20 protein-coding genes, 1 tRNA gene and 1 pseudogene are annotated in these 25620 nt (G+C 69.5%); 12 read left to right on the top strand and 10 right to left on the bottom strand.

Features of this window, described 5'->3' with window-relative positions:
• Nucleotides 1-130: 130 nt before the first annotated feature.
• A complete protein-coding gene (locus ACFV6H_RS00905) occupies nucleotides 131-574 on the top strand; it encodes a BlaI/MecI/CopY family transcriptional regulator (RefSeq protein WP_385536944.1) in 444 nt (147 codons plus the stop codon).
• Between the two features lie 92 nt (nucleotides 575-666).
• Entirely contained in the window at nucleotides 667-3567 is a 2901-nt protein-coding gene (locus ACFV6H_RS00900) for a BTAD domain-containing putative transcriptional regulator (RefSeq protein WP_385536941.1), read from the top strand.
• A 60-nt stretch (nucleotides 3568-3627) separates the two neighbouring features.
• Here ACFV6H_RS00900 and ACFV6H_RS00895 read toward each other — a convergent pair whose 3' ends face one another.
• From ACFV6H_RS00895 to ACFV6H_RS00880, 4 genes are all read right to left on the bottom strand, one after another.
• Complete coding sequence (locus ACFV6H_RS00895) at nucleotides 3628-5475, bottom strand: ABC transporter ATP-binding protein (protein ID WP_385536937.1); 1848 nt, start codon at nucleotides 5473-5475, stop codon at nucleotides 3628-3630.
• A gap of 134 nt (nucleotides 5476-5609) precedes the next feature.
• Complete coding sequence (locus ACFV6H_RS00890; protein ID WP_384975999.1) at nucleotides 5610-5744, bottom strand: SapB/AmfS family lanthipeptide; 135 nt, start codon at nucleotides 5742-5744, stop codon at nucleotides 5610-5612.
• 125 nt (nucleotides 5745-5869) lie between these two features.
• The gene (lanKC, locus tag ACFV6H_RS00885; protein WP_385536933.1) at nucleotides 5870-8506 is read right to left on the bottom strand and encodes a class III lanthionine synthetase LanKC; all 2637 of its coding nucleotides are present in this window, start codon (nucleotides 8504-8506) and stop codon (nucleotides 5870-5872) included.
• A 263-nt stretch (nucleotides 8507-8769) separates the two neighbouring features.
• Nucleotides 8770-9612, bottom strand: a complete 843-nt coding sequence (locus ACFV6H_RS00880; RefSeq protein WP_384976003.1) for a glycoside hydrolase domain-containing protein — start codon at nucleotides 9610-9612, stop codon at nucleotides 8770-8772.
• A gap of 331 nt (nucleotides 9613-9943) precedes the next feature.
• Here ACFV6H_RS00880 and ACFV6H_RS00875 point away from each other — a divergent pair, with 331 nt between their 5' ends.
• Nucleotides 9944-12304 carry an N-acetylmuramoyl-L-alanine amidase gene (locus ACFV6H_RS00875; protein WP_385536929.1) on the top strand — a complete coding sequence of 787 codons (2361 nt, stop codon included), beginning with the start codon at nucleotides 9944-9946 and terminating at the stop codon, nucleotides 12302-12304.
• A 141-nt stretch (nucleotides 12305-12445) separates the two neighbouring features.
• Here ACFV6H_RS00875 and ACFV6H_RS00870 read toward each other — a convergent pair whose 3' ends face one another.
• The 4 genes from ACFV6H_RS00870 to ACFV6H_RS00855 form a co-directional block, all read right to left on the bottom strand.
• Entirely contained in the window at nucleotides 12446-12859 is a 414-nt protein-coding gene (locus ACFV6H_RS00870) for a PIN domain-containing protein (protein WP_384976006.1), read from the bottom strand.
• Nucleotides 12856-13119 carry a CopG family transcriptional regulator gene (locus ACFV6H_RS00865; RefSeq protein ID WP_384976008.1) on the bottom strand — a complete coding sequence of 88 codons (264 nt, stop codon included), beginning with the start codon at nucleotides 13117-13119 and terminating at the stop codon, nucleotides 12856-12858. Before ACFV6H_RS00865 ends, ACFV6H_RS00870 begins: the two co-directional genes overlap by 4 nt.
• Before the next feature lie 138 nt (nucleotides 13120-13257).
• A tRNA-Arg gene (locus ACFV6H_RS00860) sits at nucleotides 13258-13329 on the bottom strand.
• 92 nt (nucleotides 13330-13421) lie between these two features.
• Nucleotides 13422-14357 (bottom strand): Ku protein, encoded by a 936-nt coding sequence (locus tag ACFV6H_RS00855; protein ID WP_385536924.1) that lies wholly within the window; start codon nucleotides 14355-14357, stop codon nucleotides 13422-13424.
• A 50-nt stretch (nucleotides 14358-14407) separates the two neighbouring features.
• On the opposite strand from ACFV6H_RS00855, the gene ligD reads away from it, so the two are divergent.
• A complete protein-coding gene (gene ligD, locus ACFV6H_RS00850; protein ID WP_385536921.1) occupies nucleotides 14408-15298 on the top strand; it encodes a non-homologous end-joining DNA ligase in 891 nt (296 codons plus the stop codon).
• Nucleotides 15299-15331: 33 nt separating this feature from the next.
• Here the strand turns inward: ligD and ACFV6H_RS00845 are convergent, their stop codons facing one another.
• On the bottom strand, nucleotides 15332-16333 hold the full coding sequence (locus ACFV6H_RS00845) for a nuclease-related domain-containing protein (protein ID WP_385536918.1): 1002 nt from the start codon (nucleotides 16331-16333) through the stop codon (nucleotides 15332-15334).
• Nucleotides 16334-16535: 202 nt separating this feature from the next.
• Here ACFV6H_RS00845 and ACFV6H_RS00840 point away from each other — a divergent pair, with 202 nt between their 5' ends.
• The 5 genes and pseudogenes from ACFV6H_RS00840 to ACFV6H_RS00820 all read left to right on the top strand — a co-directional run bounded on the left by ACFV6H_RS00840 (nucleotide 16536) and on the right by ACFV6H_RS00820 (nucleotide 21857).
• Nucleotides 16536-16832: a zinc-ribbon domain-containing protein gene (locus ACFV6H_RS00840; protein WP_385536916.1), complete on the top strand. Its 297-nt coding sequence runs from the start codon at nucleotides 16536-16538 to the stop codon at nucleotides 16830-16832.
• Nucleotides 16833-17004: 172 nt separating this feature from the next.
• Nucleotides 17005-17445 carry an SH3 domain-containing protein gene (locus ACFV6H_RS00835; RefSeq protein WP_384976056.1) on the top strand — a complete coding sequence of 147 codons (441 nt, stop codon included), beginning with the start codon at nucleotides 17005-17007 and terminating at the stop codon, nucleotides 17443-17445.
• 181 nt (nucleotides 17446-17626) lie between these two features.
• Nucleotides 17627-18958, top strand: a pseudogene (locus ACFV6H_RS00830) (FtsW/RodA/SpoVE family cell cycle protein); the annotation flags it as partial.
• Between the two features lie 197 nt (nucleotides 18959-19155).
• Nucleotides 19156-20613 (top strand): penicillin-binding transpeptidase domain-containing protein, encoded by a 1458-nt coding sequence (locus tag ACFV6H_RS00825; protein ID WP_385536911.1) that lies wholly within the window; start codon nucleotides 19156-19158, stop codon nucleotides 20611-20613.
• 44 nt (nucleotides 20614-20657) lie between these two features.
• Entirely contained in the window at nucleotides 20658-21857 is a 1200-nt protein-coding gene (locus ACFV6H_RS00820) for an amidase (RefSeq protein ID WP_385536908.1), read from the top strand.
• 50 nt (nucleotides 21858-21907) lie between these two features.
• On the opposite strand, the gene ACFV6H_RS00815 is transcribed toward ACFV6H_RS00820, so the two are convergent.
• Nucleotides 21908-22831 carry an ADP-ribosylglycohydrolase family protein gene (locus tag ACFV6H_RS00815; RefSeq protein ID WP_385536904.1) on the bottom strand — a complete coding sequence of 308 codons (924 nt, stop codon included), beginning with the start codon at nucleotides 22829-22831 and terminating at the stop codon, nucleotides 21908-21910.
• Between the two features lie 117 nt (nucleotides 22832-22948).
• Between ACFV6H_RS00815 and ACFV6H_RS00810 the strand changes: the two genes are divergently transcribed.
• The 3 genes from ACFV6H_RS00810 to ACFV6H_RS00800 all read left to right on the top strand — a co-directional run bounded on the left by ACFV6H_RS00810 (nucleotide 22949) and on the right by ACFV6H_RS00800 (nucleotide 25615).
• Nucleotides 22949-23716, top strand: coding sequence for a TetR/AcrR family transcriptional regulator (locus tag ACFV6H_RS00810; protein WP_385536901.1), 768 nt, complete (start codon nucleotides 22949-22951; stop codon nucleotides 23714-23716).
• Between the two features lie 79 nt (nucleotides 23717-23795).
• Nucleotides 23796-24077, top strand: coding sequence for a hypothetical protein (locus tag ACFV6H_RS00805; protein ID WP_093595945.1), 282 nt, complete (start codon nucleotides 23796-23798; stop codon nucleotides 24075-24077).
• A gap of 101 nt (nucleotides 24078-24178) precedes the next feature.
• The gene (locus ACFV6H_RS00800; RefSeq protein ID WP_385536896.1) at nucleotides 24179-25615 is read left to right on the top strand and encodes an NlpC/P60 family protein; all 1437 of its coding nucleotides are present in this window, start codon (nucleotides 24179-24181) and stop codon (nucleotides 25613-25615) included.
• Nucleotides 25616-25620: the final 5 nt, after the last annotated feature.

The following is a 25620-nucleotide window of genomic DNA, read 5'->3' as shown; positions in this document are numbered from 1 at the left end:
TCCGCCGTACGTGACGGCCGACATCACGGGCCGGCGGGCATGCGTGGCAAACTCATGGAAGGCCGCCATCTTCTACGCGCGCGTAGAAGATGAATGTGACTGTAGAGGACGGACGAGGAGGCAGCCAACCTTGGACACGGATGAGCCCTCCGGGGCGTATGAGGCGGACCGCCGCCTGGCGAACGGCAAGCGCGAGGCCGAAGTACTGGCCGCGCTCCGGTCGGCGCCGGGTCCGCTCACGCCCCGGGAAGTGCTGGAGCAGATGGGCGGCGGCCTGTCGTACAGCACGGTGGTGACAATCCTCACGCGGCTCCACGACAAGGACGTACTGGCCAGGGAGCCGCGTGGACGGGCCTTCGCCTACGCGCCGGTCACGGACGAGCCGGGATTCGCCGCCCGCCGGATGCACCAGGCCATGAAGGAGGTACCGGACCGCGAGAGCGTCCTGATGCGATTCGTCGACGACCTGTCCGCCGTCGACGAGAAACTGCTGCGCAGGCTGCTGGACGCCGACCTGGACCTGGACCGGGCCGATCTGGATACGGGAGAGGCAGGCCTGGAACCAGGACAGTAGGAGTCGCCACAAAGACAACCTTGTCCGGTTCTTGAATTGGCAGGTGGCCGGGTACGTGGCAAGACTTGGGCGCGACACGCGAGGGGGACGCGGTGACGATCGAGTTCGGTGTGCTCGGGGAGATTCAGGCGCACAGCGACGGCGTTGCCGTGGATCTGGGTCCGGCCCGGCAGCGCAGTGTGTTCGCGGCACTGGTGGTGGACATCAACCGCACCGTGCCGGTGGATGTGCTGGTCGACCGGGTATGGGGTGTCCGTCCGCCGCAGCGCGCGAAGCCCACGCTGTACAGCTATATGTCCCGGCTGCGGCAGGTGCTCGACACGATGGCGGACGAGGCGTCCATGGACGGGGCATCCACGAACGGGGCATCCACGGACAGGGCATCCACGAACGGGGCATCCATCGCGCGGCGAGCCGCCGGGTACGCTCTGCTCGCCGACCCCGGCGTCGTGGACGTCAACATCTTCAGAGACCTGGTCGGGCAGGCGAGGGCGAGGGACGACGCCGGCGCGGCCACTCTGTTCGAGAGGGCGCTCGGGCTGTGGCGCGGTGAGCCGTTCGCCGGGGTGGACACGCCCTGGTTCAGCTCGCTGAGGGAGTCGCTGCTCGGAGAGAGGCACGCCTGCCGGCTCGACCGTAACGACGTCCAGTTACGGCGCGGGCACCATGCCACGCTGCTCACCGAACTGGCCGCCTGCCACGACGCCCATCCGCTGGACGAGCGCCTGGCCGCCCAGTTCATGCTGGCGCTCTACCGGAGCGGTCGCGCGGCCCACGCCCTGCGCTGTTTCGAACAGGTCCGGCGCGCGCTCGCCGAGGAACTGGGCAGCAATCCGAGCGACGAGTTACGGCGGCTGCACCAGCAGGTCCTCGACAATGACCCGGCGATCGGCGTACCCGCCCCGACGGCCGTCGCGGCGCCGGCAGCCGTCGCCGTGCCCACCACGGGCATCCCGTCGTCACGGGACCGCGCCCTCCCACGCCAGCTGCCGGCCGCCCCACGGTGGTTCACCGGACGGCAGAGTGAGCTCGCGGAACTCGACAAAGCCCTGGGGCGGGCCGGACAGCCCGGCGCGGCGGTGGCGGTGTGCGCCGTCAGTGGCAGCGGCGGCATCGGGAAGACCTCGCTGGCCTTGCACTGGGCGCACCAGAACGCCGACCGGTTCCCGGACGGCCAGCTCCATGTCGACCTTCGCGGTTTCGACTCCTCGGGAGAGCCGCTGGCGTCGGCCGCCGCGGTCCGGGTGTTCCTCGACGCGCTCGGGGTGGATCCGGGTTCGGTACCGGCGGACCAGCAGGCGCTGACCGGCCTCTATCGCAGCCTGGTCGCGGACCGGCGCATGCTGATCGTCCTGGACAACGCCGTGGACTCCGCCCAGGTGGCCGCGCTGCTGCCGGGCAGCACCGGATGCGCGGTCCTGATCACCAGTCGCCGCCGGCTGAGCGGACTCGCGGTGACCCACGGGGCACACCTCGTACCGCTGGATGTGCTGACCGTGTCCGAGTCCCGGGAACTGCTGGGCCGTCACCTGGGCGAGGACCGGCTGGCCGCCGATCCCGGGGCCGTCACCGCCGTGCTGGAACACTGCACGGGACTGCCCTTGGCCATCAGTGTCGTGGGAGCCCGCGCGGCTGCCGGGGCCGGCTTTCCGCTGGCCGCGCTTGCCGAGGAACTCCAGGACGAGTCCGCGCGGCTGGACGCGCTCGACACCGGTGATCTGTCTGCCAACGTCCGGGCGGTCTGTCTCGTGTCGTACCGTGCCCTCACCGGCGAGGCCGCGGAGGTCTTCCGGCTCCTGGGCGCGGCGCCGGGCCCGGAGATCGGTCTGGCAGCCGCCGGAAGCCTGCTCGGCCGTTCACCGTCCGCGGCCCGGGCGGCCCTGCGGGAACTGGAGACGGTCCACCTCGTGGAGCAGCCCGCACCGGGTCGTTACCGCATGCACGATCTGATCCGCCTTTACGCCGCCGAGCGGGCCGCCGAGGACCGGAAAGCGGAGTCCCGCGAGCGGGCGCTGCGGCGTGTCATGAGTTTCTACCTTCACACCGCCTATGCCGGTGACCGGGTTCTCAGCCCGCTCCGGCATCACCACCTGGAACTCGAACCGCCCGTGGACGGCGTGACTCCTCAGCCTTTGGCCGACCAGACGGCCGTCATAGCGTGGTTCCGCGCCGAGTACGCCTGCCTGCTCGCCGCCCAGCGTCTGGCCGAGCGGAACGGGTGGGACGTCCTGGTGTGGCAGCTGGCCCGGGTGCTGGACGGCTTCCTCTGGCGGCAGGGGCGGCTCCATGACCTTGTGGCCCTGTGGCGCACCGGTCTCGCCGCGGCCGAACGCCACGGAGAGGGAAGCGTCCTCGCCTGGGCTCACCGCCGTCTGGCCCACGCCTGGGCCCGCTCCGGCAACCACGACGACGCCGTCCACCACGGTGACCTGGCCCTCGCCGCGGCCGAGGAGGCCGACGACCTCGCCGAGCAGGCGCGCATCCATGACGTCATCGCCTGGTCATGGGCCCGGCAGGGCGACGACCGGCAGGCCCTGGCCCATGTCCGTCACACCCTGCGGCTCCAGCGCCTGGGCCACGACCCGCTGGCGCAGGCGAACGCGCTCAACGCCGTGGGCTGGTACGAGGCCCGTCTCGGTGACTACGAGCAGGCTCTGGCCCACTGCGAGGAGGGCCTGAAGATCCAAGGGCGGCACGGTTTCCGCGACGGGGAAGCCTGCACCCTCGACAGCCTGGGCTTCATCGCCCAGGCCGCGGCCCGGCACCACGAGGCACTCGCCTACTACCGCCGCGCCCATGCCCTCTTCCATGACCTCGGCAACCTTTACGAGGAGGCCAACACCCTCGCCAACCTCGGCGACGTCCATCTCGCCCTTGCTCAGTTGGACGAGGCCCGTCACCACTGGCACCGAGCCATCAGCCTCTACGATGCCCAGCATCGCGCGGAGGACGCACGCCGCCTCCAGGACAAGCTGGACCGGGCAGCCCGCTGAGATCTTCTCGGCCGGACTCGCCGCGCTCGCCGGACTCGTCCGTCGCCGCGCTCACCGCGCTCACCGTGCCGCCGATCCATTGCGAGCGACGGAGCCGACGGCGCCGCTGTCCGCGGTGTTTTTCTGCGTATGTGACATGCGCCGGTATTCGCCCTCGGCGGCGATGAGCTGACCGTGTGTGCCGGCCTGCACGACGCGTCCGTCCCTCATCACCAGGATCTGATCGGCCTCCCGGACGGTCGAGAGCCGGTGGGCGATGATGAGGCACGTTCGTCCGCTCAGGAACGGTCGGAGGCTCTCCAGCAAGGCGCGTTCCGTGATGGTGTCGAGTTGGGACGTCGCTTCGTCCAGAACGACGATGCGGGGTGCTTTGAGCACCAGCCGGGCGATGGCGAGCCTTTGGCGTTCTCCGCCCGACAGATTCACTCCCTGGTCGCCCAATACGGTGTCCAAGCCGTTCGGGAGCCGTTCCACCGCGTTCCATATCTGCGCGACGCGGCAGGCGTCGACGATGTCGTTCTCGTCTGCGAGAGGGCGGGCCAGCTGGAGGTTCTCCCGAACCGTGCCGTGGAGGAGAAATGTGTTCTGGGTGACGACACCCACCGCGGACCGCAGCGATCGCAGTTGCGTACGGCGGACATCCTGGCCGCCGACCTCGATGCGCCCGGAACCGATGTCCCAGGACCGGGTCAGCAGATACGCGAGGGTGGACTTTCCCGCACCGGAGTGGCCGACGACACCCACCGTCGTCCCCGGCGCCGCCTCGAACGTCACTCCGCCCAGTATCTCGCGCGGTGTCCCCGCGGGGACGGTGACGGCGGCGCGGGGAGCGGACTTCAAGGAGGCGAGTCCCGTGGCTGTCTCGTGGGGGTAGGCAAAGGTGACGTCGGTGAACGTCACCGACGTGCCCGGCACGGGTTTCGCGTCTTCGTGCTCCACGATGTCCGGGCTGTATCTCATGATCTCGCGCACACGCTCGAAGCTGACCTCTCCGGCCGCCAATTCGAGTCTGCATCCGGGAAGGGCGGTGAGCGGCCCGTAGATCCTGGCCAGAAGAGCGACCATGGCCACCATCGTGCCCACGGTGAGGGAGCCCCGCGCGACCAGGACGCCCGCCGCCGTGTAGACACCGGTGGTGACGAGCGCGACAAGCAGCGTGAGCGCCGCGCCGAGCTTGCCGTCCAGAACCGCACCGCGCACGGTGACGTCCCGTAACCGGTGGACGTGCTGCCGGAAGCGGTCCGCTTCACGTCGCCGGTCACCGTAGAGGCGGATCGTCTCCGCTCCTCCCGGGCTCAGCCGTTCCGCCGCCATCGAGTCCAGATCGGCGGTCGCGGCCAGTTGCCGGCGCGTCAGGACCCGCAGCGTGGAACCGGAACGCGTGGTCAGGACATGGAACACGGGTGCGAGGCAGAAGACCGCGAGTGCGACACGCCAGTTCAGCAAGAGAATCGCCGCGCCGGCGACGACGAGTGTGACAAGCGCCGACACCACCGTGGCGAGAGTCCGCGTGACGAGGTCACGCACTCCTTGGACATCGCCGTGGAGACGCGAGACGATCGCCCCGGCCCGGGATCCGGCGAAGAACGCGGCCGACTGTTCGTGCAGGTGCTCGTACAGATCGGTTCGCATGCGGGCGGACACTTCTTCCCCGAGCCGCGCGAGCATCCAGCGTTCGGTCAGGGCGGAGCCCGCGGCCACCGCTCCGGCGGCGAGCAGGGCGCCGCCCAGGGCGTAGACGCGTCCCGTGTCACCAGGGATCGCACCGTCGTCGATGAGCCGCTGGGTGAGGAACGCGGGCAGTACCGCCAGCACCGCGTTGCCGGTGATCAGAGCAGCGGCGAGAGCGATGCGCAGGCGGAACACGGCAAGAAAGCTGGAGAGCCGTACGTAGTCGTCGCGCGCCATGGACCTTTTCCTCGGGAGTGAATGCGCCGGGCGGTGTGCCGACGGGCGGCAGGCCGAAGCCCGGCCGCCCGTCGGCGGGCCCGCTCATGTCAACGGGCAGAGCGACTTACCTGGCCGACTTACCTGACTGAGCGTCAGCCACACGCGAACCAGGACGCGTTGGACGGGCGGTTGTCGCCGCACGACCAGAGACTGATGTCGCTGGCCATCGGAGCCGCCTCGACCGATTCCTCGGTGGATTCCATTCCTTGCAGGTCGTACAGACTCATATCTCTTCCTCCATGTCGCCTCCGGTGAGGAGGCACTTCTCCGGGGCCGGTCGGTCCCGGAAGCTGAGTGCGGCCGGTTGCCGCGGTCGTCCCGGCGGGAGTCGTCACAGTCGCGGCGGGAGTCATCACAGGAACGGAAGGCATGCCGGCTTTCCCGCACGGCGCACACCGTGCGCCGCGGCGAGGGCCAGCAGCACCCCGGCACTGCCGGACGCCAAGTCCATCGACAGGCGCAGCAGTTGATCGCCCGGGAAGGCGACGGCATCGTGCCGGCGGAGTGTGTGCCAGTTGAGGCCCAGCATCTGACGGACCACGCTGTCGTCCTCCAGGGGCAGCTGATCGCCATGCCGAGTGGCGTGGAAGAGCAAGGGCCCGCAGCGGCCGTCGAAGAGGCCGGAGAAGACGTAGAAGTCCGAGGAGGCCGCTCTTTCGGCACCGCGCAGCATGTCCTGAAGTGCCGGATCAGGCGTGCTGCGCAGATAGCGCCGCAGTGCGAAACCCACGCCCACACTCCCGGTACTGAGATAGGGGACGGTCCGCCATCCTTCGTTGACGTGCAGTACGCCGACGGTGTCGGTCACGCATCGGCGCAGATCCTGTTCGAGAGCAATCCTGGCCGCGGCCCGATAGGTTTCGCGCCCGGATGCCTCGAACATGGCGGTCAGGAACACGGCCGCTCCGGATGAACCGTGCATCAGTCCCGCCCGTGCACGAGTGCTGCCACCACTCACTTCCGGCAGTTCACCGGCGGCGACGACACGGGAGCCGACAAGGTCCGCGAGATGTTCGGCCTGTTCGCGGTACGTGGGCTCGCCCGTGCGCTCGGCGAAGGCCAGACAGTTCAGCCCGATTCCGGACAGTCCCGAGAACAGGCTGCTGCCCAGCCCTTCGGTGCCTGCGCCTTCGGTGCCCGCGCCGGAGGCCCGCGCCAGCAGTTGGACGGCCTCCTCCTGACGGCCCAGCTCCCACAGAACGTATGCCATCCCGTGAAGCCCGTTGTAGAACCCGGGCGGGATCGGCTCTGTACGGTCCTGGGCCCGCCTGACCAGCCACTCCTCACCCTCTTCGTAGCGAGAAGCGCCGCTGGCCCGCAAGGCCCACAGCACTCCTGCCGCGCCGTGGGCCAGGGACAGACCGCCGCCCGCCGTGAACTGCCCGATGTCCCCGGGAAAGAGACGGTCGGTCCGGCCAGGGGACGCGCTGGCGTGGACGGCGGACGCCAGGGAGTCTCTGAGCTCGGCCCACTGGGACGGGTCGGCCTCGATCCGAGGGCTGGGCAGCCGCCGCGACCGCCTGCCGTTGGCCGCCTTCTCGCCATTGCCACCAGCCTCCTCACCATTTCCACCAGCCTCTCCGAGAGTCGCCACCGCATCGTCGAAGAGGCGGCGATCGATGGAAAAGGTGTCGGCGATCAGGTCGGCGAGATGTTCGGCCTTTCTCCGGTCGAGCCGGATGAGGGTGGTGAGAGGCACATACAGGGCAAGCTGCAAGGCGGCCAACGCATATGCATCGGCCTCAAAACCCTGCCGGTCGGCCGGAGCACCGAATCCAGGATGCTCCAGACTGTGGCGCCGGGGAGTGTCGACCGGCCAGCTCACTTCGAAATCGACAAGCACGGCCCGTATGTCGGCGCCTTCTTCCACCACCATGACATTGAAGGGATGCAGATCGCCGAAGACGATGCCGCGTTTGTGGACCGCTCGCAGGGCCGTCGATACGGCGTCCCACACGCGCTGTGCCCAGCGGCCGTACTCGGCGAACCGGCCCCGGGCCTGGACCGCCCCGCAGATCGGGTTACGCTGCGCATAGAACTGGTTGAGAGGGATCGCGTCGACAAATCCCTCGACGAGGAACTCGTTCTCTCCGAAGCGGCAGTAATCCACCAGCTCGGGAACGCAGGCAAGCCCGCGCAACCGCTCCAGAACATCCCGTTCATTCCGTAGCCGGGCAACGGCATCTCTGCCGCCTGCATCAAGGCCGGCATACGGACGGGCTTCTTTGATGATGAGCCGGCGGCCCGACGCGCGGTGCTTGCCCTCGTAGACGCCGCCTCCGTTGGAGAAATGAACGGCACGGACGATCTCGTAAGGAAACTCGTCAACCTTGAGTTCAGCGCGCCGTTCCAGCTCCGGCTGGAGGAACGGAGGCGGGGACACCCAGTCGGGAATCCGGAATACCGGTCCGCGAGGATCTGGCTCCAAGCTGCCCGAGGGTGTCTCTAAACCGGACTGGACAACGCCGTTCGCGTCGACGTACTTGCGCTCGAGAAACGATCCGTAACGGACGTAGAGCGGTCCGTCCTTCCAGCGCAGATCACTGAGAATGTACGGGCCCTGCTCACCGTCCAGCATGGCGCCGAGCCCGTCCAGGACACGAAGCAGCTCCGCCTCGCCGACGGGATACAGCGTGGCGAGTTTGCCGCTGCCGGCCCGGTCCGCGTACTTGGAGTTCTTGAGCATGTATTCCCGCAGATCGGGAACGAGTTTGAAGGCGATGCGATGTGTGGTGCAGTAGTCCCACACACGGGACGCGACGGAGTCGGCATTCGCCACGGCAGCCGACACATGGACCTTCCATCCCTGGGCGGGCAAGGTGGTCGTGGAAGGAAGACAAGTGATCCAGGCGCCTCTGCGTCGGCGTTCCCAACCGGACGGGAGCGGAGAGCTGTGAACGGACAGGTGGTCCGATTCACTGATGTCAGAGCTGAGTTGATCGTAAAATTCGTGATCGCTCAGACAGAATTCCTGGTATCGCGGATCCATAGCTCCCTCAGCCGTCGGTTCGGGGCCTTCACCCGTACTGCGTGCCACTGACTGTGCACGGGGGGCATTGGCGAAACCTTGCCCAAACCTTGAATCGCCTGTCCGGACCGGCGATACGGAGTCCGGCCGGGCGGATGGCTGGCGTCTTCTCGCAGCGGGCTACTGGTAGCCGACAATGACGATGCCCGGCCCATTCACTCGCATGGGCCGGGCAATCGTGGGCCGGGCAATCGCTCTGCTTACCTGGTCATCTACTTGGTCATCTACTTGGCGATGACGGCGACGGGCGCGTCCCAGTCGTTGCGGTCGACGGTCAGGGTGACGCCGCCGCGGGTTTCCTTGCTGTTGACCAGGTACTGATGGGCGCGGCGGTGGCCGGTGTACAGCGACGGGCTCCAGGGCCAGTCGCGCGTGGTGGTCTTGTCCTTGTCCCACAGCGCGTACCACATGATGTCGGGCAGGTCCGTGCGGTCCTTGGCGGTCGCGACGGCGGCGGCGCTGGTGGATCTGAAGCCGTAGTAGCCGGACCAGTAGTTCTTCGCGTGGACGGCGCGGGTCCAGGCCCGGACGTAGGTGAGGACCGCGGTGTTGCAGGAGGCGTTGGCGATGTCGTACGGCTCCATGTCGAGGTAGAGCGCGCTGCCCGCCGTCATCTTGAGCGCGCTCGCCTTGGCCACCGCGTCGTTGCCGTCCCGGGTGCCCTGGGCCGCGGCGGTGGAGGCGGCGATACGGTCCGGGTTACGGCTGGTCTGACACGGCGGCTGGGCCGCCACGTACAGCGGGACGAGCTTCCAGCCGGACGCCGAGACCGACTTGACCCACGAAGGCGTCAGCTGCGGCTGGGCACAGCCCCGGTTCTTGCCGCCGATATAGACAGCCGCCGCGCCGTAAAAGTTTGAGCTCTTCCACGCCTTCATCGCCGACAGCGAAGGCGCGGTACACGTGTCGAACGCCCGGCCCGCGTACAGCGAAGGCGCGGGCAGCTTCGTCCCGGACGCGGTGCCCGTAACGGCATTGGCGGTGACCGCGCCGCCGGCCGCCAGGACGACGCCCGTGGCCGCCCATGCGAGGGCGCGATTGCGCTTGGACATACGGTGCTTGGACATGATCGATTCCCCCCAAAGGCCGCCGCGGTCCCCTACCGCGACCGGCCTCGGTCCAGGGCCGGTGAACACGGCCGATGGAAAGATTGGACCATCCGCATCCGGCGCCTGGGGCAGCGGGGTGCAGCGTGAGTACAGCGGGCCGTCGGCTCGTAACTCTTGCCGGTTCGTGCCTCTTGCCGGTTTCCGGCAAGGAAACAGACGCTGGAATTGCCGGTGCCATACCCACAGCTCGCGAAAGCACGGCTTGCGAAATCCGGTCAGGGTACGGTGCAACATTCCGCTGTCCCGCTCCACCGATGAAGGAAGCAACAGAACCCGTATGAGATCCCGCATGAGACACCGATACGTTTGGGGAACCGCCGCCGTAGCCGCGGTGGGACTCTCCGGAGCACTCGTACTCCAAGGAGTGACCGGGCAGTCCGAGGACAGTGCCGCCGGTCAGGGCGCGTCCGATCCCGTCAGGCCTCATGCCCGCACCGCAGCGCTGAAGACGGCCGACAACGGCAGCCGCGCGAACCTCAAGCAGCAGGACACCGAGCCGTTCAGCATGCTCGGCATCACCTGGACCGACCCGTCGGCCCGAATAACGGGGACGGTCGAAGCACGTACGCGTGCGACGGGCTCCGGCCGGTGGTCCAACTGGCTGCGGCTGGACGGCGACAGCGGACAGGGTGAAACCGGCGGGAAGGGCTCAGCCGACGGGAAGGGCGGATCCGCGGCCCTGCGCGGAGGCACCGAACCCGCTTGGGTGGGACCGTCGGACGGTGTCGAAGTACGGATCACTGCGGGCGGAAAGACGACCGCCGGACTGCCGGCCGGACTGCGCCTGGACATGGTCGACCCCGGCAAGGGCGCACCGGGCAAGGGCGCATCGGCCGGCATGGAACCCGCCGGGTTCCATGCCGACACCGCCGACACCGCCGTCACTTTGGAAGACCCGACGCCGTCGGCCGACACCGGCGGCCCTGGTGCCGAGCCGTCCACGGACATACCGCCGAGCGACAGGCCCACCGCCTCCCCCACCGAGACCGGGACAACGACGGCTCCGACAACTCCTGCGACTCCGACGCCTCCGGCTCCTTCGAGCAGCACGCCGGGCTCGTCCGCGCCCTCGTCGGCCCCGCCGTCCACGAGCCCGAGCGCGACGGCACCCACGCCTCCGTCGTCCACCGCGCCGCGCCCGACGATCACTTCGCGCGCGGCCTGGGGAGCGGACGAGTCGATCAGCCCTGAAGAGCCGAGTTATCTGCCGGGCGGGAAGATCAAGGCGGTCGTGGTCCACCACACCGCCGAGAGCAACGGCTACACATGCGCCGAAGCCCCGGCCGTCGTGCGCGGTATCTACGCGTATCACGTCAAGCAGTTGGGCTGGAAGGACATCGGCTACAACTTCCTCGTCGACAAGTGCGGCACGATCTACGAGGGCCGCAAGGGCGGTGTCGACCTGCCGGTGATGGGGGCGCACGCGTACGGCTTCAACTCCGAGACCACCGGTATCTCGGTCCTCGGCACATACACCGATGTCGCGCCGAGCGAGGCCGCCATGGTCTCCGTGGCCAGGATCGCGGCCTGGAAGCTCGGCCAGTACGGTGTGAACCCGAGCGGTACCACCACGCTCACCGCGGGTGCGGACGCCACCAACTACTTCGGCAAGTCCTGGGCCGCGGGCGCGCAGTTGAGCTTCCCGGTCATCCACGGCCACCGCGACGGCTACAACACCCAGTGCCCCGGCAACCAGTTGTACGACCGGCTGGCCACCGTACGGAGCTGGGCCGCGGGACCGGTCACCGGCCTTGCGATCAAGTCCGTCACCGGCGCCGGCCTCTCCGGTACGACGTACTACACGCGGGCCGGGATCACCGTGAACTGGTCGGCCACCACACCGGCGTCGCTGATCTCGAAGTACGAACTGCTCGTCGACGGCAAGACCGCGGCCACCACCGCGGGCAGCGTCACCTCGGCGAAGGCGACCCTGGCGGTGGGCACGCACCAGATCCAGGTACGCGCGACGCACCAGTCCGGCAAGACCGCCGTGTCGGCGATCGCCACGGCCGTCGCCGAGACGACGGCGCCATCCTTCCCCACGAAGCCGAACCTGTCCCTGCGGACCGGCACGGTCAACACCACCGCCGTTCCCGTCAAGCTGAGCTGGAAGGCCACCGACAACGCCGCGCTCAAGGAGGTCAGACTGACCGCCCCGCTCGCCGCCACGTACGGCCCGACGACCACCAGCGCGAACCACACCAGCAAGTCCGGCGCGGCCACCTCGTGGTCCATGACGGCCTACGACCACGCGGGCAACAGCGCCACGTCGTCCGTCTCAGGCACGCCGGTCATCCTCCAGGAGACCGCCGCCACCAAGTCCGGCACCTGGACCACCAAGTCCTCCACCAGCTACCTGGGCGGCAAGTCCTACTCCAGCTCGACCAAGAACGCCTCCCTGAGCTGGACCTTCACCGGCCGCTCGGTCGCCTGGGTCGTCTCCCGGGCCTCGACCTCCGGCCAGGCCCACATCTACATCGACGGAACCAAGACGGCAACGGTCGACCTCAAGTCACCGACCACCAAATACCGCGACGCACTGTGGACCAAGACCTGGCCCACCAGCGCGAAACACACCATCAAGATCGTGGTAGCCGGCACCACAGGCCGCCCGGCCATCACAACGGACGCCATCGTCTACCTGAAGTAGCCAACGCCCCCACACAGCTCCCCGGACCACCCACCAGCGCTCCGGGGAGCTGTGGCCCGACTCGATGACGGCGCGAACCAGCCCGATCGGCCACCCTCCGAAGCGAATCCCCGGCCCCACCGGACCCGGAGGAGCGCCGGGTCAAACCTTGATGACGGTGACCCGTCCAGCGCACAGGGCGGTGAGGTCCTCCGGATCCGAGGTGAGGATCGTGACCGGTTCGGGAGCGGCGAGGGCGGTGGCGCCGAGCATGGCGTCGATGGCGTACTTGTGCCCATGCAGGCCGGCGTTCGCCAGAAGGGCTGCGGCGTGGCGGGCGATGGGCTCGGTGACGGGCTCGACGACGAGGCGGGAGAGAGTCCACTCCAGGGCAGGGCGATTGATCCGGGGGTGGACCACTTCCACGAGAGTGGCGGCGGAAGTGATCACCCGTAGGTCATCGGCACGGGCGAGGGCGAGCCAGGCGGTGACCGTGCGGTCGCGCAGGACGGCCTTGGCCAGCCCCTCGCTGTCGAGGACCAGAGTGCCGCCGGGCACGGCGGGCGAGCGACTCACGCGGCGTCCGCCCCACCCTGCGCCTGATGCCGACGGGCCTGCTGAAGCTGATCGCGCAGGGCCTGGACTTCCTCGTCCGCGATGGGTCCGTGCTCAGCCTCCGCGACCGCGATGAGCTCGTTGAGGTTGTCCCGCTCAATCTGGCGCGCGACGGCCGCCGCGACGTAGGCGGACAGCCCGGACGGGCCGCTGCGGGCCTTGGCGGCTTCAGCGATGTCACGCGGCATGGTGATCGAATATTTGCCGGTGGGCTCACTCATACCACTTATCCTACCTCTCATACCCCACCCATTGCCCCGGTACCTTCGGCGGCGCCACCTGAACCTGCACTCTGATCCAACGACATGAAAAAGACCCCCTGCTCAGCGTTCCCGCTGGTCAGAAGGTCTATCCGGAAGTGCCCCCGGCAGGATTCGAACCTGCGCACACGGCTCCGGAGGCCGTTGCTCTATCCCCTGAGCTACGGGGGCGTATCGCTGTGGTGGCGACGGGTGAAACCCTACCAGCTTCGGTGGGGTGGCTGTGAACAGGTATTTCCGGGGCGGTGGCGGGCGGGGCGGGGTCAGGCTGAGGAGCGTTTGGTTCTGGTGGGGGCGGTCTTCTTGGTGGGCGTCTTCTTCGCTGTGGTCTTCTTGGCCGCCGTCTTCTTCGCTGGGGTGGTCTTCTTGGCCGCGGTCTTCTTCGGCAGCTCGGTCACCTCCGCGACCTCGCTCTCGTCGCCGCGTGCCTGTTTCGCCGCGCGTACGCTGTTCTCCAGCGCCGCCATCAGGTCGATGACCTTGCCGCCGCCGGCCTCCGCCGGTGCGTGTTCCGGTGCCGGTGCGCCCTCTGCCTTGGCGGCGATCATCTCTTCGACCGCCTCGCGGTAGTCGTCGTGCAGCGAGTCGAGTTCGACCGTGCCGAGAGTGTCCATCAGGGCGTCGGCCAGGTCGAGTTCGACGTCCCGTACGGTCACCTCGGCCTCGGGCGCGACGCCCTCCGGGGCGCGGATCTCGTCCGGCCAGAGCAGGCCGTGCATCGCGATGACGTCGTCGACCACCCGCAGCATGCCGAGCCGCTCGCGTCCCCGCAGGGCGAATTTGGCGATGGCCACCTTCTTGCTGCGTTTCAGCGCCTCACGCAGCAGGATGTACGGCTTGGCGGCCGGGACGCCGCTCGCGGAGAGGTAGTACGCCGCATCCATCTGGAGCGGATCGATCGAGTCCGCCGGCACGAACGCCACGATCTCGATCGTCTTCGCCGTCGGCAGCGGCAGCGCGGCCAGGTCCTCGTCCGTGATCGGGATGATCGAGCCCCCCGCCTCCTCGTATCCCTTGCCGATGTCCGCCGCCGTCAGCTCCTTGCCGTCCAGCTCGCAGACCTTGCGGTAGCGGATACGGCCGCCGTCCTCCTTGTGGATCTGGCGGAAGGAGATGGAGTGGTTCTCGGTGGCGTTCACCAGCTTGATCGGGATGCTGACCAGTCCGAAGGAGATCGCACCGTTCCATATGGATCGCACGTTCCATCCCTTTCATCCGTTAATCATGAGATTTATGGGATTCTCATCGTATGACGCCGATCACAGTGGTGGACGGGCGGCGCCTCTCGCTCAGCAATCTGGAGAAGGTGCTGTACGGCGCGACAGGCACCACCAAGGGCGAGGTCCTGCACTATTACGCCCGGACGGCGGGCCCTCTCCTGGCCCATCTCGCCAACCGCCCGGTCTCCTTCCTCCGCTACCCGGACGGGCCCGGCGGCCAGGTCTTCTTCACCAAGAACCCACCGCCCGGCACGCCCGGCTGGGTACGCGTCGCCGAGGTGCCCAGAAAGACGGCGGACAGCGGCAGACAGGTGGTGGTGGAGGATCTGCCGACGCTGATGTGGGCGGCGAATCTGGTCGTGGAGTTCCATACGCACCAGTGGCAGGCCGATACGCCCGGCCACGCCGACCGGCTGGTCTTCGACCTGGACCCGGGAGCGCCCGCCACGGTCGTGGAGTGCTGCGCGGTGGCGCGCTGGCTGCGCGAACGGCTGGGCGAGGACGGCCTTGAAACCTATGTGAAGACCTCCGGCTCGAAGGGCCTCCATCTCCTGGTACCGCTGGAGCGCGCGCCGTCGGCCGATGTCTCGGCGTACGCGAAGGGCCTGGCCGTCGAGGCCGAGGCAGCCCTGCCGGAGCAGGTGGTCCATCGGATGAGCCGCTCGCTGCGCCCGGGAAAGGTTTTCGTCGACCACAGCCAGAACGCCGCGGCGAAGACGACCGCCGCGCCCTACACCCTGCGGGCCCGGCCGGAACCGACGGTCTCCACGCCCGTGACCTGGGACGAGATCACGGACTGTACGGCAGCCGAGGAGCTGGTCTTCCGGTCGGCGGACATCGCTGCGCGGCTGGAACGGTACGGAGACCTCCTCGCCCCGCTCCTCGATCCGGGCCACGCCGGGCCACTGCCGGAGACATAGCCCCACCCGGTGGTGTGGCGCGAGCCACCACTACTACACCGACAGCCATGTGTGGCGATCGCGGGCCGTCGCGTACAGGGCCTCGATGTCCGCCGGTTTGAGTACGCCTCCGAGGGACGCCAGCGTCGAGATCTCGGTGTCACGCAGGATCCGTACGTCCGACGAGGACGGCACCGCGTCCAGCCGGGACGCCTCGGCCACGGCGAGGACCGGGCGTACGGCGGTCGCCAGGGCGAACGAGGCGCGCTCGGCCGCGCGACGGGCCCAGCGGAGGTGAGGCTGCGGTTGGGCACGGCCCGTACGGACCATGGGATCGGCGATTCGGACCCGCCGCCCGCACGCGGCGACGGTACGTACGGCCAGGACGCCGGCCGGGCCGATCGCGAGATGGTCGATACGGGCGCCGGCGCCGGCCCCGGGGAGCGGTATCGAGTGCAGCACCCGCCAGCCCGCGGCCTCCAGCCGGTCGAGATGGTCGCCGAGGAGTTGCTGGGCGAGGAGTTCTCCGTGCCGTGGATCCCTGCGATATGGGTCCCTGCGATATGGATCACCGCGATGTGGGTCCCTGCGACGTAGGACCGTCGGCCATGTGTCCCGGCCCCATGTGCCCGTACTCCATGTGCCCACGCCCCAGGTGCCCCGGCGGAACCACCCATGCCGTTCGGGCGCCGGAAGCGCGTCCAGTTCCGCGTGGAGCGCCTCGCCCGGACGGTTGGGCGCGAGGTCGTCGTCCGGGTGGAGGGAGAGCCGGTCGAGATCGGCCGGCGTCGGTATCGGCGGCGGTCCGACCGCCACCTCACCGGTGATGTACGGCGCGAGGGCGGCCAGCACATCCTCGCGGGCCGCGCCCGGGAGCACACTGATCCGCCCGCCGAACCGCCCATCGGCCTGCCCACCACCGGTCGGGCCACCGGCCGGGCTGTCCGCGTCAGCGGCGCCGTCGTACCAGGCGACGGCCGTACCGTCCGGCAGACTCACAAAGAGCCGGTCGCGGCCTCGGACACGGACCGGCGTGACACGTAATCGGATCGTCATGCCACCTCACCCCCATTGCCACCATGGGAACAGTCACCGGCCCGCGGAAGCAATAGGTCACGCCGGCTGCCGACTGCCGCCCGCCACCACCTACCCGCCCGCCACCGCCGCCGTCATCTCCGTACGGCAGTCTGGGTAGAGGGAGCAGACTCTCCCCGACGCTCCCGTCCCGGGCGCGTGTCTCGCGGAAGGAATCGCTCACATGATCATCTTCGGTACCAAGGGCTATCTCTACCAACTGGCCATACTGACGCTGGTCTGCGGCCGTTGCGGCAATCCCTCCGCGCATACGCTCAAGAAGCGCGTCACCAAGTTCACGCTGTTCTTCGTGCCGCTCTTCGCGTTCTCCACCAAGTACGCGACCCAGTGCACGTTCTGCGGCGCCGAGCAGCAGGTGACGAAGGAGCAGGCCGACCAATTGCTCGCCCAGAGCACCGGCCAGGCCGGCGGCAGTCCCGCGCACAACCGGACGGAGCAGCAGAACCCTTACCAGCGCTGAGCCGACGCACTGAGCCTCCGCCGAGCCGACGCGCCGAGCCAGTGCGCTGAGCCCATATGGCGTGAGCACCCAGAGTCACAAATTGCGGACATTGAGTAGCGAACCTAGCGTGAACCACGCGAGTCATATGCCGGAATCACCGGCTCCTCGCCCTCAGGTCCCAGGAGTCACCATGCCCGTGCGTTCGCCCGGCCGTACCGCCGCCGTCCTCACCGTCTCCGCGCTCGCCGCCACGACTCTCGCCACCGTCTCCGTCGCACCCGCGTTCGCCGCGCCCACCGCCGCCGCATCCGCGACCACCGGACCGGTACCGGTGGCCGCCGATGAGCCGGCGGGCAATCCACCGCCGAAGTCGCAAACCGACGCCCAGGGCCTCGGCAGATACAGAGGCAAGGTCGTCGCCAGGACCGGTCTTCTCCTCCGGGACAAGCCGACGCGCAGCAGCAGAGTCGTCGGCGAGCTCGAATACGGCGACATCGTGCGCATCTTCTGCAAGGTGGAGGGCGGCAGCGTGGACGGAAACAACCGCTGGTACCTCCTCGCCGACGGCAGCTGGGCCTGGGGATCGGCCAAATACATCCGCAGCCTGGGCGAGACACCGCACTGGTGCTGACACCGCGCCCAGCCGCCCGCTCCGCACACACCGCGCCGCGCCCAGCCCCGTACCCAGCCCCTTACTCCGCCGCCCCATGTCCCCGCCCCACATAGGCCCGCACCACACGAAGTAAGCACGGCATGCTTTACGACTCCACATAAACGGACATAAGGCATGCCGCCTTGCTACGTTTCGATCCATGACCGCAACGACGAGGGACACTCCCCCGCCCGAGCCCGGCCTCCGCAAGCGCCGCGGCGTCGAACTCTCCCTCCTCGTCTGCGCCGTCCTCATCTCCGTCTTCGGCTATGTCAGTGTCGGTCTCGGCAAATACGGCGCGCTGCCGCCCGACGCGGCCGGATACGGCGCCGGGCTGGGCATGCTCGCCCTCCTCGCCCATATCGCGGTCCGTCTCCGCGCGCCGTACGCGGATCCTCTGCTGCTTCCCATCGCGGTGCTGCTCAACGGTCTCGGCCTGGTGCTGATCCACCGGCTCGACCTGGAGACCCCGAACGGCATCGCGGCGCCGACGCAGTTGGTGTGGTCCACGTTCGGCGTCGCGCTGTTCATCGCCGTCGTCGCCTTCCTGCGCGACCACCGCACGCTCCAGCGCTACGCGTATCTCTCTGTCGCCACCGCCCTGGTGCTGCTCATCGTGCCGATCTTCTATCCGGCCGTGAACGGCGCCAAGATCTGGATCAGAGTCGGCGGGCTCTCCTTCCAGCCCGGTGAATTCGCCAAGATCCTGCTCGCGGTCTACTTCGCCGCGTATCTCGCCGCCAACCACCATGTCCTCGCCTACACCGGCCGCAGGATCCGCAAGCTCCATCTGCCCACCGGACGCGTCCTCGGACCGATCGTCGCCATCTGGGTGATCAGTGTGATGGTCCTCGTCCTCGAACAGGATCTGGGCACCTCGCTGCTCTTCTTCGGGCTCTTCGTGATCATGCTGTACGTGGCGACCGGACGCACCGGCTGGATCGCCGTCGGCCTGCTGCTCGCCGCCGTCGGCGCCTTCGCGGTCGGTTCTCTGGAGCCGCATGTGCACAGCAGAGTCCAGGACTGGCTGCATCCGTTCGCGTCCATCGAGGAAGGGCGCGGGCCCGGCCAGCTCGCCCAGTCGCTCTTCGCGTTCGCGGCGGGCGGGCTGTCCGGTACGGGCCTGGGCCGCGGCCAGTCCATTCTGATCGGCTTCGCCGCCAAGTCGGACTTCATCCTCGCCACCGCGGGCGAGGAGCTGGGCTTCGTCGGGCTGGCCGCCGTCTTCATGCTGTATGCGCTGCTGGTCGCCCGCGGCTACCGGACCGGCCTCGTCCTGCTCGACCCGTTCGGCCGACTGCTCGCCACCGGGCTCGCCTCGATCCTCGCCCTTCAGGTGTTCGTCATCGCGGGCGGAGTGATGGGCCTGATCCCGCTCACCGGTATGGCCATGCCCTTCCTCGCCCAGGGCGGCTCGTCGGTCGTCACCAACTGGATGATCGTGGCGCTGCTCATCCGGCTCAGCGACTCGGCCCGCAGCCCACGCCCGGAGCCCGCGCCCTCACTCACGCCCGAGTCCGAGCCCACACCCGAGTCCAAACCCACGTCCGAGCCCACGCCCACGCCCGCGCCCGCGCCCGGGTCCAAGCCCAGGCCCACGTCCAAGTCCAAGCAGACCGGAGTCGTCACGCCCGCGATCCTGGACCCTGGAGCCGGAGTGGTACGACCGGTGATCCGCGAGGACGACCGGTGATCCGCCATATCCGGCGCACCGCCCTCTTCTGTCTGCTGCTCCTCGTCGCCCTGCTGCTCAACGCCGTCAGAATCCAGCTCGTCGACGCGGACTCCCTCGACGGCAATCCCGCCAACCGCCGTGCCTCCGTGCTCCGTTACGCCCAGCCGCGCGGTGACATCCTTGTGGACGGCAAAACCGTCACCCGCTCCAAGGACACCCGGGAGCTGCTGCGTTACGAGCAGAGCTACACCCAGGGACCGCTGTACGCGCCGGTCACCGGCTACGCCTCCCAGACGTACGGCACGACGCTGCTGGAGAGCGCCGAGGACGACGTGCTCTCCGGTACGGAACCGATGCTCGCGCCCTTCCCCTTCTGGAACGACTTCACCCGCAGTCGGCAGCCCGGCGGTTCGGTCGTCACCACCATCAAGGCGTCGATGCAGCGGGCCGCGTACGACGGACTCGCCGGGCGGCGAGGCGCGGTGGCGGCGATCGAGCCGACCACGGGCAGGATTCTGGCACTGGTCAGCAGTCCGTCGTACGACCCGGGTTGGCTCTCGGGCACCGGCAGGAGTGTCACCAGCGCCTGGACCCGGCTGACCGGCGAGGAAACCCAGCCGATGCTCAACCGGGCGATCCGGGAGACCTATCCGCCCGGTTCGGCCTTCAAGATCGTGACGGCGGCGGCTGCGCTGGAGTCCGGAACGGTCAGGGACGCCTACGCGCCGACCGGTATCGAGGAACCGTTCATCCTGCCGGGCACCAGGACCAGACTGCCCAACGAGGCGGTCGGCTGCGGCCGGGCGTCGCTCGCGTACGCCATCAGATGGTCCTGCAATACGGTGATGGCCGGGCTCTCGGTGAAGGTCGGGCCGGACCGGATGGTGCGCACCGCGGAAGGATTCGGCTTCAACGACACCGGGCTCAGGATTCCCTCCCGTGTCGCCGCCTCCCGTTTCGACACCCGGATGAGCGACGACGAGCTGGCGCTGTCCTCCATCGGGCAGTTCGACACCCGGGCCACTCCGCTCCAGATGGCGATGGTCGCGGCGGCGGTCGCCAACGGCGGCGATCTCAGACACCCGTATCTGGTGGACCGCGTCACCACCTCGGACGGCGACATCGTGTCCCGTACGGGCGAGCGGATGTACCGGCGGCCGATGAGCCCGGCCACGGCGCAGCAGCTACGGCAGATGATGATCGACTCGGTCAGGGACGGTACGGGCACAAAGGCGGGCATTCCCGGAGTGACGGTCGGCGGGAAGACGGGCACGGCCCAGCACGGTGTGGACAACTCCGGTCTGCCGTACGCCTGGTTCATCGCCTGGGCACAGGCCGAGGACACGGTCCGGCCGGCGGTCGCGGTCGCGGTGGTCGTGGAGGACGCGGCGGCCGGGCGGGCGGACATCAGCGGCGGCGGGAACGCGGCGCCGATCGCACGCGCGGTGATGGAGGAGGCGCTGCGAGACTGAGGAGGGAGACCGGGCGCGAGGGCGCTGGGGCAGGGGGTGTGCCTATGACGGAGTTGGTCGCGGAGGCGTTGGCGCGGATCGAACGGCTCGATCCGGAGCTGTGCGCGTTCATCGAGGTGTGGGACGACGAGGCGCCGGCGCGGGCGCGCACGGTGGACCGGCGGCTGCCGCTCGCCGGAGTGCCGTTCGCGGTGAAGGGACCGTCCGGGATCCGGTCGTACGCGGCGGAGCGCCTGATCGCGGCGGGCGCCGTGCCGGTGGGCTCGACGGCGGTGCCCGGGCCCGGAACGTACTGGCAGACCTGGGGGCAGGGCAGACACGGCCGTACGGTCAATCCGTACCGCGCCGACCGTACGCCCGGTGGATCCTCGGCGGGCTCCGCGGTGGCGGTCGCGGCCGGGATGGTGCCACTGGCCACCGGCAGCGACGGAGCCGGCTCGGTCCGGATCCCGGCCGCCTGGTGCGGCGTGTTCGGGCTGAAGACGACGAACGGGCTGCTGCCCTCGCCGGACCGTACGGGACTGGCCTCGGCGGGCGTACTGACACGGTCGGCGGCGGAGGCACGGCCGTATCTGCGCTGTGTGCTCGGCGCATACGAACCGGCTTACGACCTGACTGACGACTTGGCTGACGAACCGACTGCCCTGTCCCTGCCGGTGCCCGCGGTCTACTCCCCCGATCTGGGCTATGCGCGGCCGGATCCGGAGGTGGCCTCGGTGGTACGGGCGGCGGTGGAGCGGCTGGTGACGGCGGGAGTGGTACGGCTCGTACGACCGGAGGACGCGCGGTACGCGGAGGCGCCGCGCGCGCCCAACGACCTGCTGCCGCCCAACGACCTGCTGACGCCCAACAATCCGCTGACGCCCGCCGATCCGTTCGTACTCCTCGATCCGCGCGAGGCCTGGACGACATTGCGCGGCGGCGAAACGTCCAGAACCGCCCGGGCACGGGCGGCGGAGGTACGGGCGGAGAACGACCGCAGGCTCGACGCCCTGTTCGCCCGGGCGCCGCTGCTGCTCACGCCGGTCACACCGAACCGGCCGCATGGCCACGAGGGCCCGGGCGAGCTCTACTCCACCGCGCTGACCTGGGCGTTCAATCTGAGCGGGCAGCCGGCGGCAAGCATTCCGGCCGGTTTCACGGCGGACGGCTGCCCGGTCGGGCTGCAACTGGTCGCGGCCCGGGGAGCGGATGCCGCGCTGCTCGACATGGCAGTCGCGGCGGAGAAGCACGCGGCGCCCTGAGCGGCCAGGCCTATGCCTGAGCGGCCCGGCCTGCGCCTGAGCGGCCCGGCCTACGGCAGCGGCTCCCACAGTGGCAGCGGCTCCCGGCGCTCGCGCCACTGCGCCGGGACCGAGCCCGTTCCCGTACGGGCCGCGACGATGCCTCCGGTGATGGCGCAGGTGGTGTCCACATCACCGAAGCCCTCGGCCGTCGACCAGAGCGCGGCCGGCAGATCGTCACGGTGGCGGGCCGCCGTCCAGACCGCGAACGGCACGGTGTCGTCCGCGCGGATCCGCCCGCCGTTGCCGAGCACATCGGCGGCCTTCCACGGCTCGGTGGTGAAGGGCAGTTCCGCCGCCCGCGCGAGACCGTCCCGTACCGGGCCCTCGGGCGTGGCCTCGGCCACCGCCGCCACGGAGAGTTCGGACCGTACCGACAGCGCAGCCGCCACGGCGACCGCCACCGCGCCCGCTATCCCTTGCGGATGGGCGTGCGTCACCTCGGCGGAGCGTACGGCCTGCTCGGCGACGCGTGCGAGGTCGGCGGCGAACCAGGCGCCGAGCGGCGCCACCCGCATCGCCGCGCCGTTGCCGAGGCTGCCGCCCTCGAACAGCCCGGGAGCCAGAGTGCGCCAGCTCTCCGGCTCGGCGAGCAGGGCCGGCAGCAGCGTGTGCATCCCGTGCCCGTAGCCACGGGCCGGATCCGCGTCGTAGGTGAGGGCGAAGCAACTGGCCAGCCGGTCCTGGTCGATGGCGCCGTGCTCATGGAGGACGCGCTGGACCGCGAGGGCCATCGCCGTGTCGTCCGTCCAGTGCCACTCCAGCTCCTGCGGCGTGAGCCTGGCCTTGATCTCCGCGTGGGCGCGCGGGCGTTCACGGAAGAGCGGGAACCAGCGCTCGCCGAAGGCATCGCCCAGCGCGAGCCCTTCGAGACTGCGCCGGGCCGCCGCTCGGTCGGCGGGAACTCGGTCGGCGGCTGTGTGTGGGGTGGTCATAGGGGCCATCGTGCCTCCCGAAGGCGCGTGATGCGCCATATTCGGAGTCCGCGGCCGGTCCGCGACCGGCGCCCGGCCGACGCCTGACCGGCCGCCAGGTGCGGTTACGCTGCCGACATGACCGCGTCCGCAACACCCGCGTACCGACGGCTCAGCGTCGAGGAGCGCCGTACGCAGCTTCTCGACGCGGCGCTCACGCTCTTCGCGCACCGGGCTCCCGAGGATGTCTCCCTCGATGATGTCGCGGCGGCGGCCGGAGTGTCGCGACCGCTCGTCTACCGGTATTTCCGAGGCGGCAAGCAGGAGTTGTACGAGGCCGCGCTCCGCTCCGCCGCCGACGAGCTGGAACTGTGCTTCACCGAACCGCCGGTGGGACCGCCGACCGAGCGCCTCGGGCGCGTACTGGACCGCTATCTCGCCTTTGTCGACCAGCACGACGCGGGATTCAGCGCGCTGCTCCAGGGCGGCAGCGTGTGTGAGACGTCCCGGACGACCGCGATCGTGGACGAGGTACGACGGGCCGCGGCCGAACAGATCCTGCTCCACATCGGTACGGGCCGGACGGCTACGGACCGGGCAGCCACGGACCGGCCCGCGCCGCAGCCGCCGGGAGCGCGGCTGCGGATGATGGTGCGCACCTGGATCGCGGCCGTCGAATCGGCGTCGCTGATATGGCTGGACGAGGAGAAGCAGCCGCCCGCCGCCGAACTGCGCGACTGGCTGGTGGACCATCTCATCGCGCTCCTGGTCGCCACGGCGGCCACGGACGAGGAGACCGCCGCGGCCGTCGACGCGCTGATGGCGTACGAGCGTCCGGACGGTCCTGTGGCCACGCTGGCCCGCCGCGTGATCCCCAGGGTGAACGGCGCCGCACGGCTGCTCTAGGGCCGCTTCAGAGGTGTCGGGGCCGGGTGTCGGGCCGTACCGGAGCCGCACTCCGCCCGGTCTGAGCGAGACTGGGCCCGTGAGAAGCGAAGACACCCTTTTTGTCGGCGGCCCGATGGACGGGCGCGTACTGCCCGTGCTGACGGGACCGACCGGGCATCCGCCCAAGTGGTACGAGATCCCGGTGCCCGACGCGGACGGCGGGCCGCCCACCGTACACACCTACCGGCGCGCACCGGCGAGCTACAGCAAGCGCCTTGGGCTGCAGCGCGGATGGAAGTACGAGTACATGTCCGCGGGCCGTGAGCGCCGGAGGCTGAAATGGCCCTGGTCGAAGCCGGGCGGTCCCTCACGCGGGTGATGCTGTTGCGCCAGCCCGCCCATTAATGGGCTATTCGTACGTCATCTCACCTCATCATCGCCTAGTGCTGGACTCTCCATCCCGCAACCGGAGGTGATGACATGTCAGGAAGAGTGCTACGAGCGGCCTGTACGGCGGCACTGGCCACCGCGACGGTCCTCGCCGGACTGCCCTTCGCGTCGCACGCCGTCGCGGAGCCGGGCGACGACACGGCATCGGGCACCTCGGCGTCCGCGTCGGCGTCTCCTTCTCCGTCCCGGGACAAGGGCGGGACGGACGATCTGGATTCCGAAAACCCAGAAAACCCAGCAGCTGATGGGGCGTCAGAAGCCCCGGAGGGCGCCGAGGACGGAGCCGTCGGCGCCGGAGCGCCCGCCGACACCGCCGCCCTCGACGCCGCCGCCCTGGAAGCTTCCCTGGACGCCTCTCCGCCACGAACCGTCTCCGAGATGCTGAGCCGCCTCCGGCTTCTCTACCGGCAGGCCGAGCAGGCCACGGAGGCGTTCAACGCCACCGAGACCGAACTCGCCCGGCAGCGCGCCGAGACCAAGCGGCTCACCGCCGCCCTCGCACGGGCCCGTACGGCCCTGGCCCTGAGCCGCGGCGACGCGGGCCGGCTGGCCCGTCGGCAGTACCAGGGACAGTCCGAACTCTCCGGCTATCTGCGGCTGTTGCTCGCCCGCGATCCACAGCAAGCCCTGGAGGAGAACTATCTGGTGAGGCGCACCGCACGCACCAGGGCCCATACGATGGCGCGGCTCGCCGCCACCGAGAAACGCGCCGCCGCCCTGACAACGGCATCCCGCGAGGCCCTCGGCAAGCAGCAGGCGCTCGCCACCAAGCAGCGCAAGCAGCGTGACATGGTCAAGTCCAGGCTCCTGGACGTCGAGAAGCTGCTCGCCTCGCTCAGCGGCAAGCAGATCGCCGCGGTGGCCGCGCTGGAGAAGGCCGGTACGGACGAGGCCCAGCGCGAACTGCTCGCCTCGGGCGCGCTCGGTGAGGGCATCGGCGCGGGCATCGGAAAAGGAACGACGACACAGGCGGGCGCGCCCGGAGCACCAGGAGCGCCCGGAGGCGAGGCGGGCAGAGCGCCCTCGGCCAAGGGCGACGAGGCGGTGCGCTACGCCGTCGAGCAGATCGGCAAACCGTACGAATGGGGCGCCGAGGGACCGGACACCTACGACTGCTCCGGGCTGACTCAGCAGGCCTGGGCGCGCGCCGGCGTGAGCATCCCGCGTACCAGCCAGGAGCAGTGGGACGAGCTCCCTCAGGTCTCGCTGCGCGAGCTGCGGCCCGGCGATCTGGTGATCTACTTTCCCGAGGCCACCCATGTGGCGATCTATCTCGGCGGCGGGATGGTGATCCAGGCGCCTCGCCCGGGCGCCCGTGTCAAGGTCTCGCCGATCGCGGCGAACCCGCTGCTGGGCGCCGTACGGCCGGATCCCGAGGCCCGCTCGCTAAATCCCGGCGCGTACTCACCGCCGGAGCTGCCCGAGGGCGCCATGGACGGCGCGGACACCGGCTACAACCAGGGCTGACGCAC

Origin of the sequence: Streptomyces sp. NPDC059743, from assembly GCF_042732975.1 — a bacterium.
In the GTDB taxonomy this organism is placed as follows: Bacteria; Actinomycetota; Actinomycetes; order Streptomycetales; family Streptomycetaceae; genus Streptomyces.
Note: the sequence above shows the minus strand (reverse complement) of the source record. Positions and strands in the feature narration are given on the sequence as shown.

What these genes read in the sequence shown, in the direction of transcription:
- ACFV6H_RS00895 (WP_385536937.1), bottom strand. Translation starts at nt 5,475, where the DNA reads ATGGCGCGCGACGACTACGTACGGCTCTCCAGCTTTCTTGCCGTGTTC.
- ACFV6H_RS00890 (WP_384975999.1), bottom strand. Translation starts at nt 5,744, where the DNA reads ATGAGTCTGTACGACCTGCAAGGAATGGAATCCACCGAGGAATCGGTC.
- lanKC (WP_385536933.1), bottom strand. Translation starts at nt 8,506, where the DNA reads ATGGATCCGCGATACCAGGAATTCTGTCTGAGCGATCACGAATTTTAC.
- ACFV6H_RS00880 (WP_384976003.1), bottom strand. Translation starts at nt 9,612, where the DNA reads ATGTCCAAGCACCGTATGTCCAAGCGCAATCGCGCCCTCGCATGGGCG.
- ACFV6H_RS00875 (WP_385536929.1), top strand. Translation starts at nt 9,944, where the DNA reads ATGAGACACCGATACGTTTGGGGAACCGCCGCCGTAGCCGCGGTGGGA.
- ACFV6H_RS00865 (WP_384976008.1), bottom strand. Translation starts at nt 13,119, where the DNA reads ATGAGTGAGCCCACCGGCAAATATTCGATCACCATGCCGCGTGACATC.
- ligD (WP_385536921.1), top strand. Translation starts at nt 14,408, where the DNA reads ATGACGCCGATCACAGTGGTGGACGGGCGGCGCCTCTCGCTCAGCAAT.
- ACFV6H_RS00845 (WP_385536918.1), bottom strand. Translation starts at nt 16,333, where the DNA reads ATGACGATCCGATTACGTGTCACGCCGGTCCGTGTCCGAGGCCGCGAC.
- ACFV6H_RS00840 (WP_385536916.1), top strand. Translation starts at nt 16,536, where the DNA reads ATGATCATCTTCGGTACCAAGGGCTATCTCTACCAACTGGCCATACTG.
- ACFV6H_RS00835 (WP_384976056.1), top strand. Translation starts at nt 17,005, where the DNA reads ATGCCCGTGCGTTCGCCCGGCCGTACCGCCGCCGTCCTCACCGTCTCC.
- ACFV6H_RS00820 (WP_385536908.1), top strand. Translation starts at nt 20,658, where the DNA reads ATGACGGAGTTGGTCGCGGAGGCGTTGGCGCGGATCGAACGGCTCGAT.
- ACFV6H_RS00815 (WP_385536904.1), bottom strand. Translation starts at nt 22,831, where the DNA reads ATGACCACCCCACACACAGCCGCCGACCGAGTTCCCGCCGACCGAGCG.
- ACFV6H_RS00810 (WP_385536901.1), top strand. Translation starts at nt 22,949, where the DNA reads ATGACCGCGTCCGCAACACCCGCGTACCGACGGCTCAGCGTCGAGGAG.
- ACFV6H_RS00800 (WP_385536896.1), top strand. Translation starts at nt 24,179, where the DNA reads ATGTCAGGAAGAGTGCTACGAGCGGCCTGTACGGCGGCACTGGCCACC.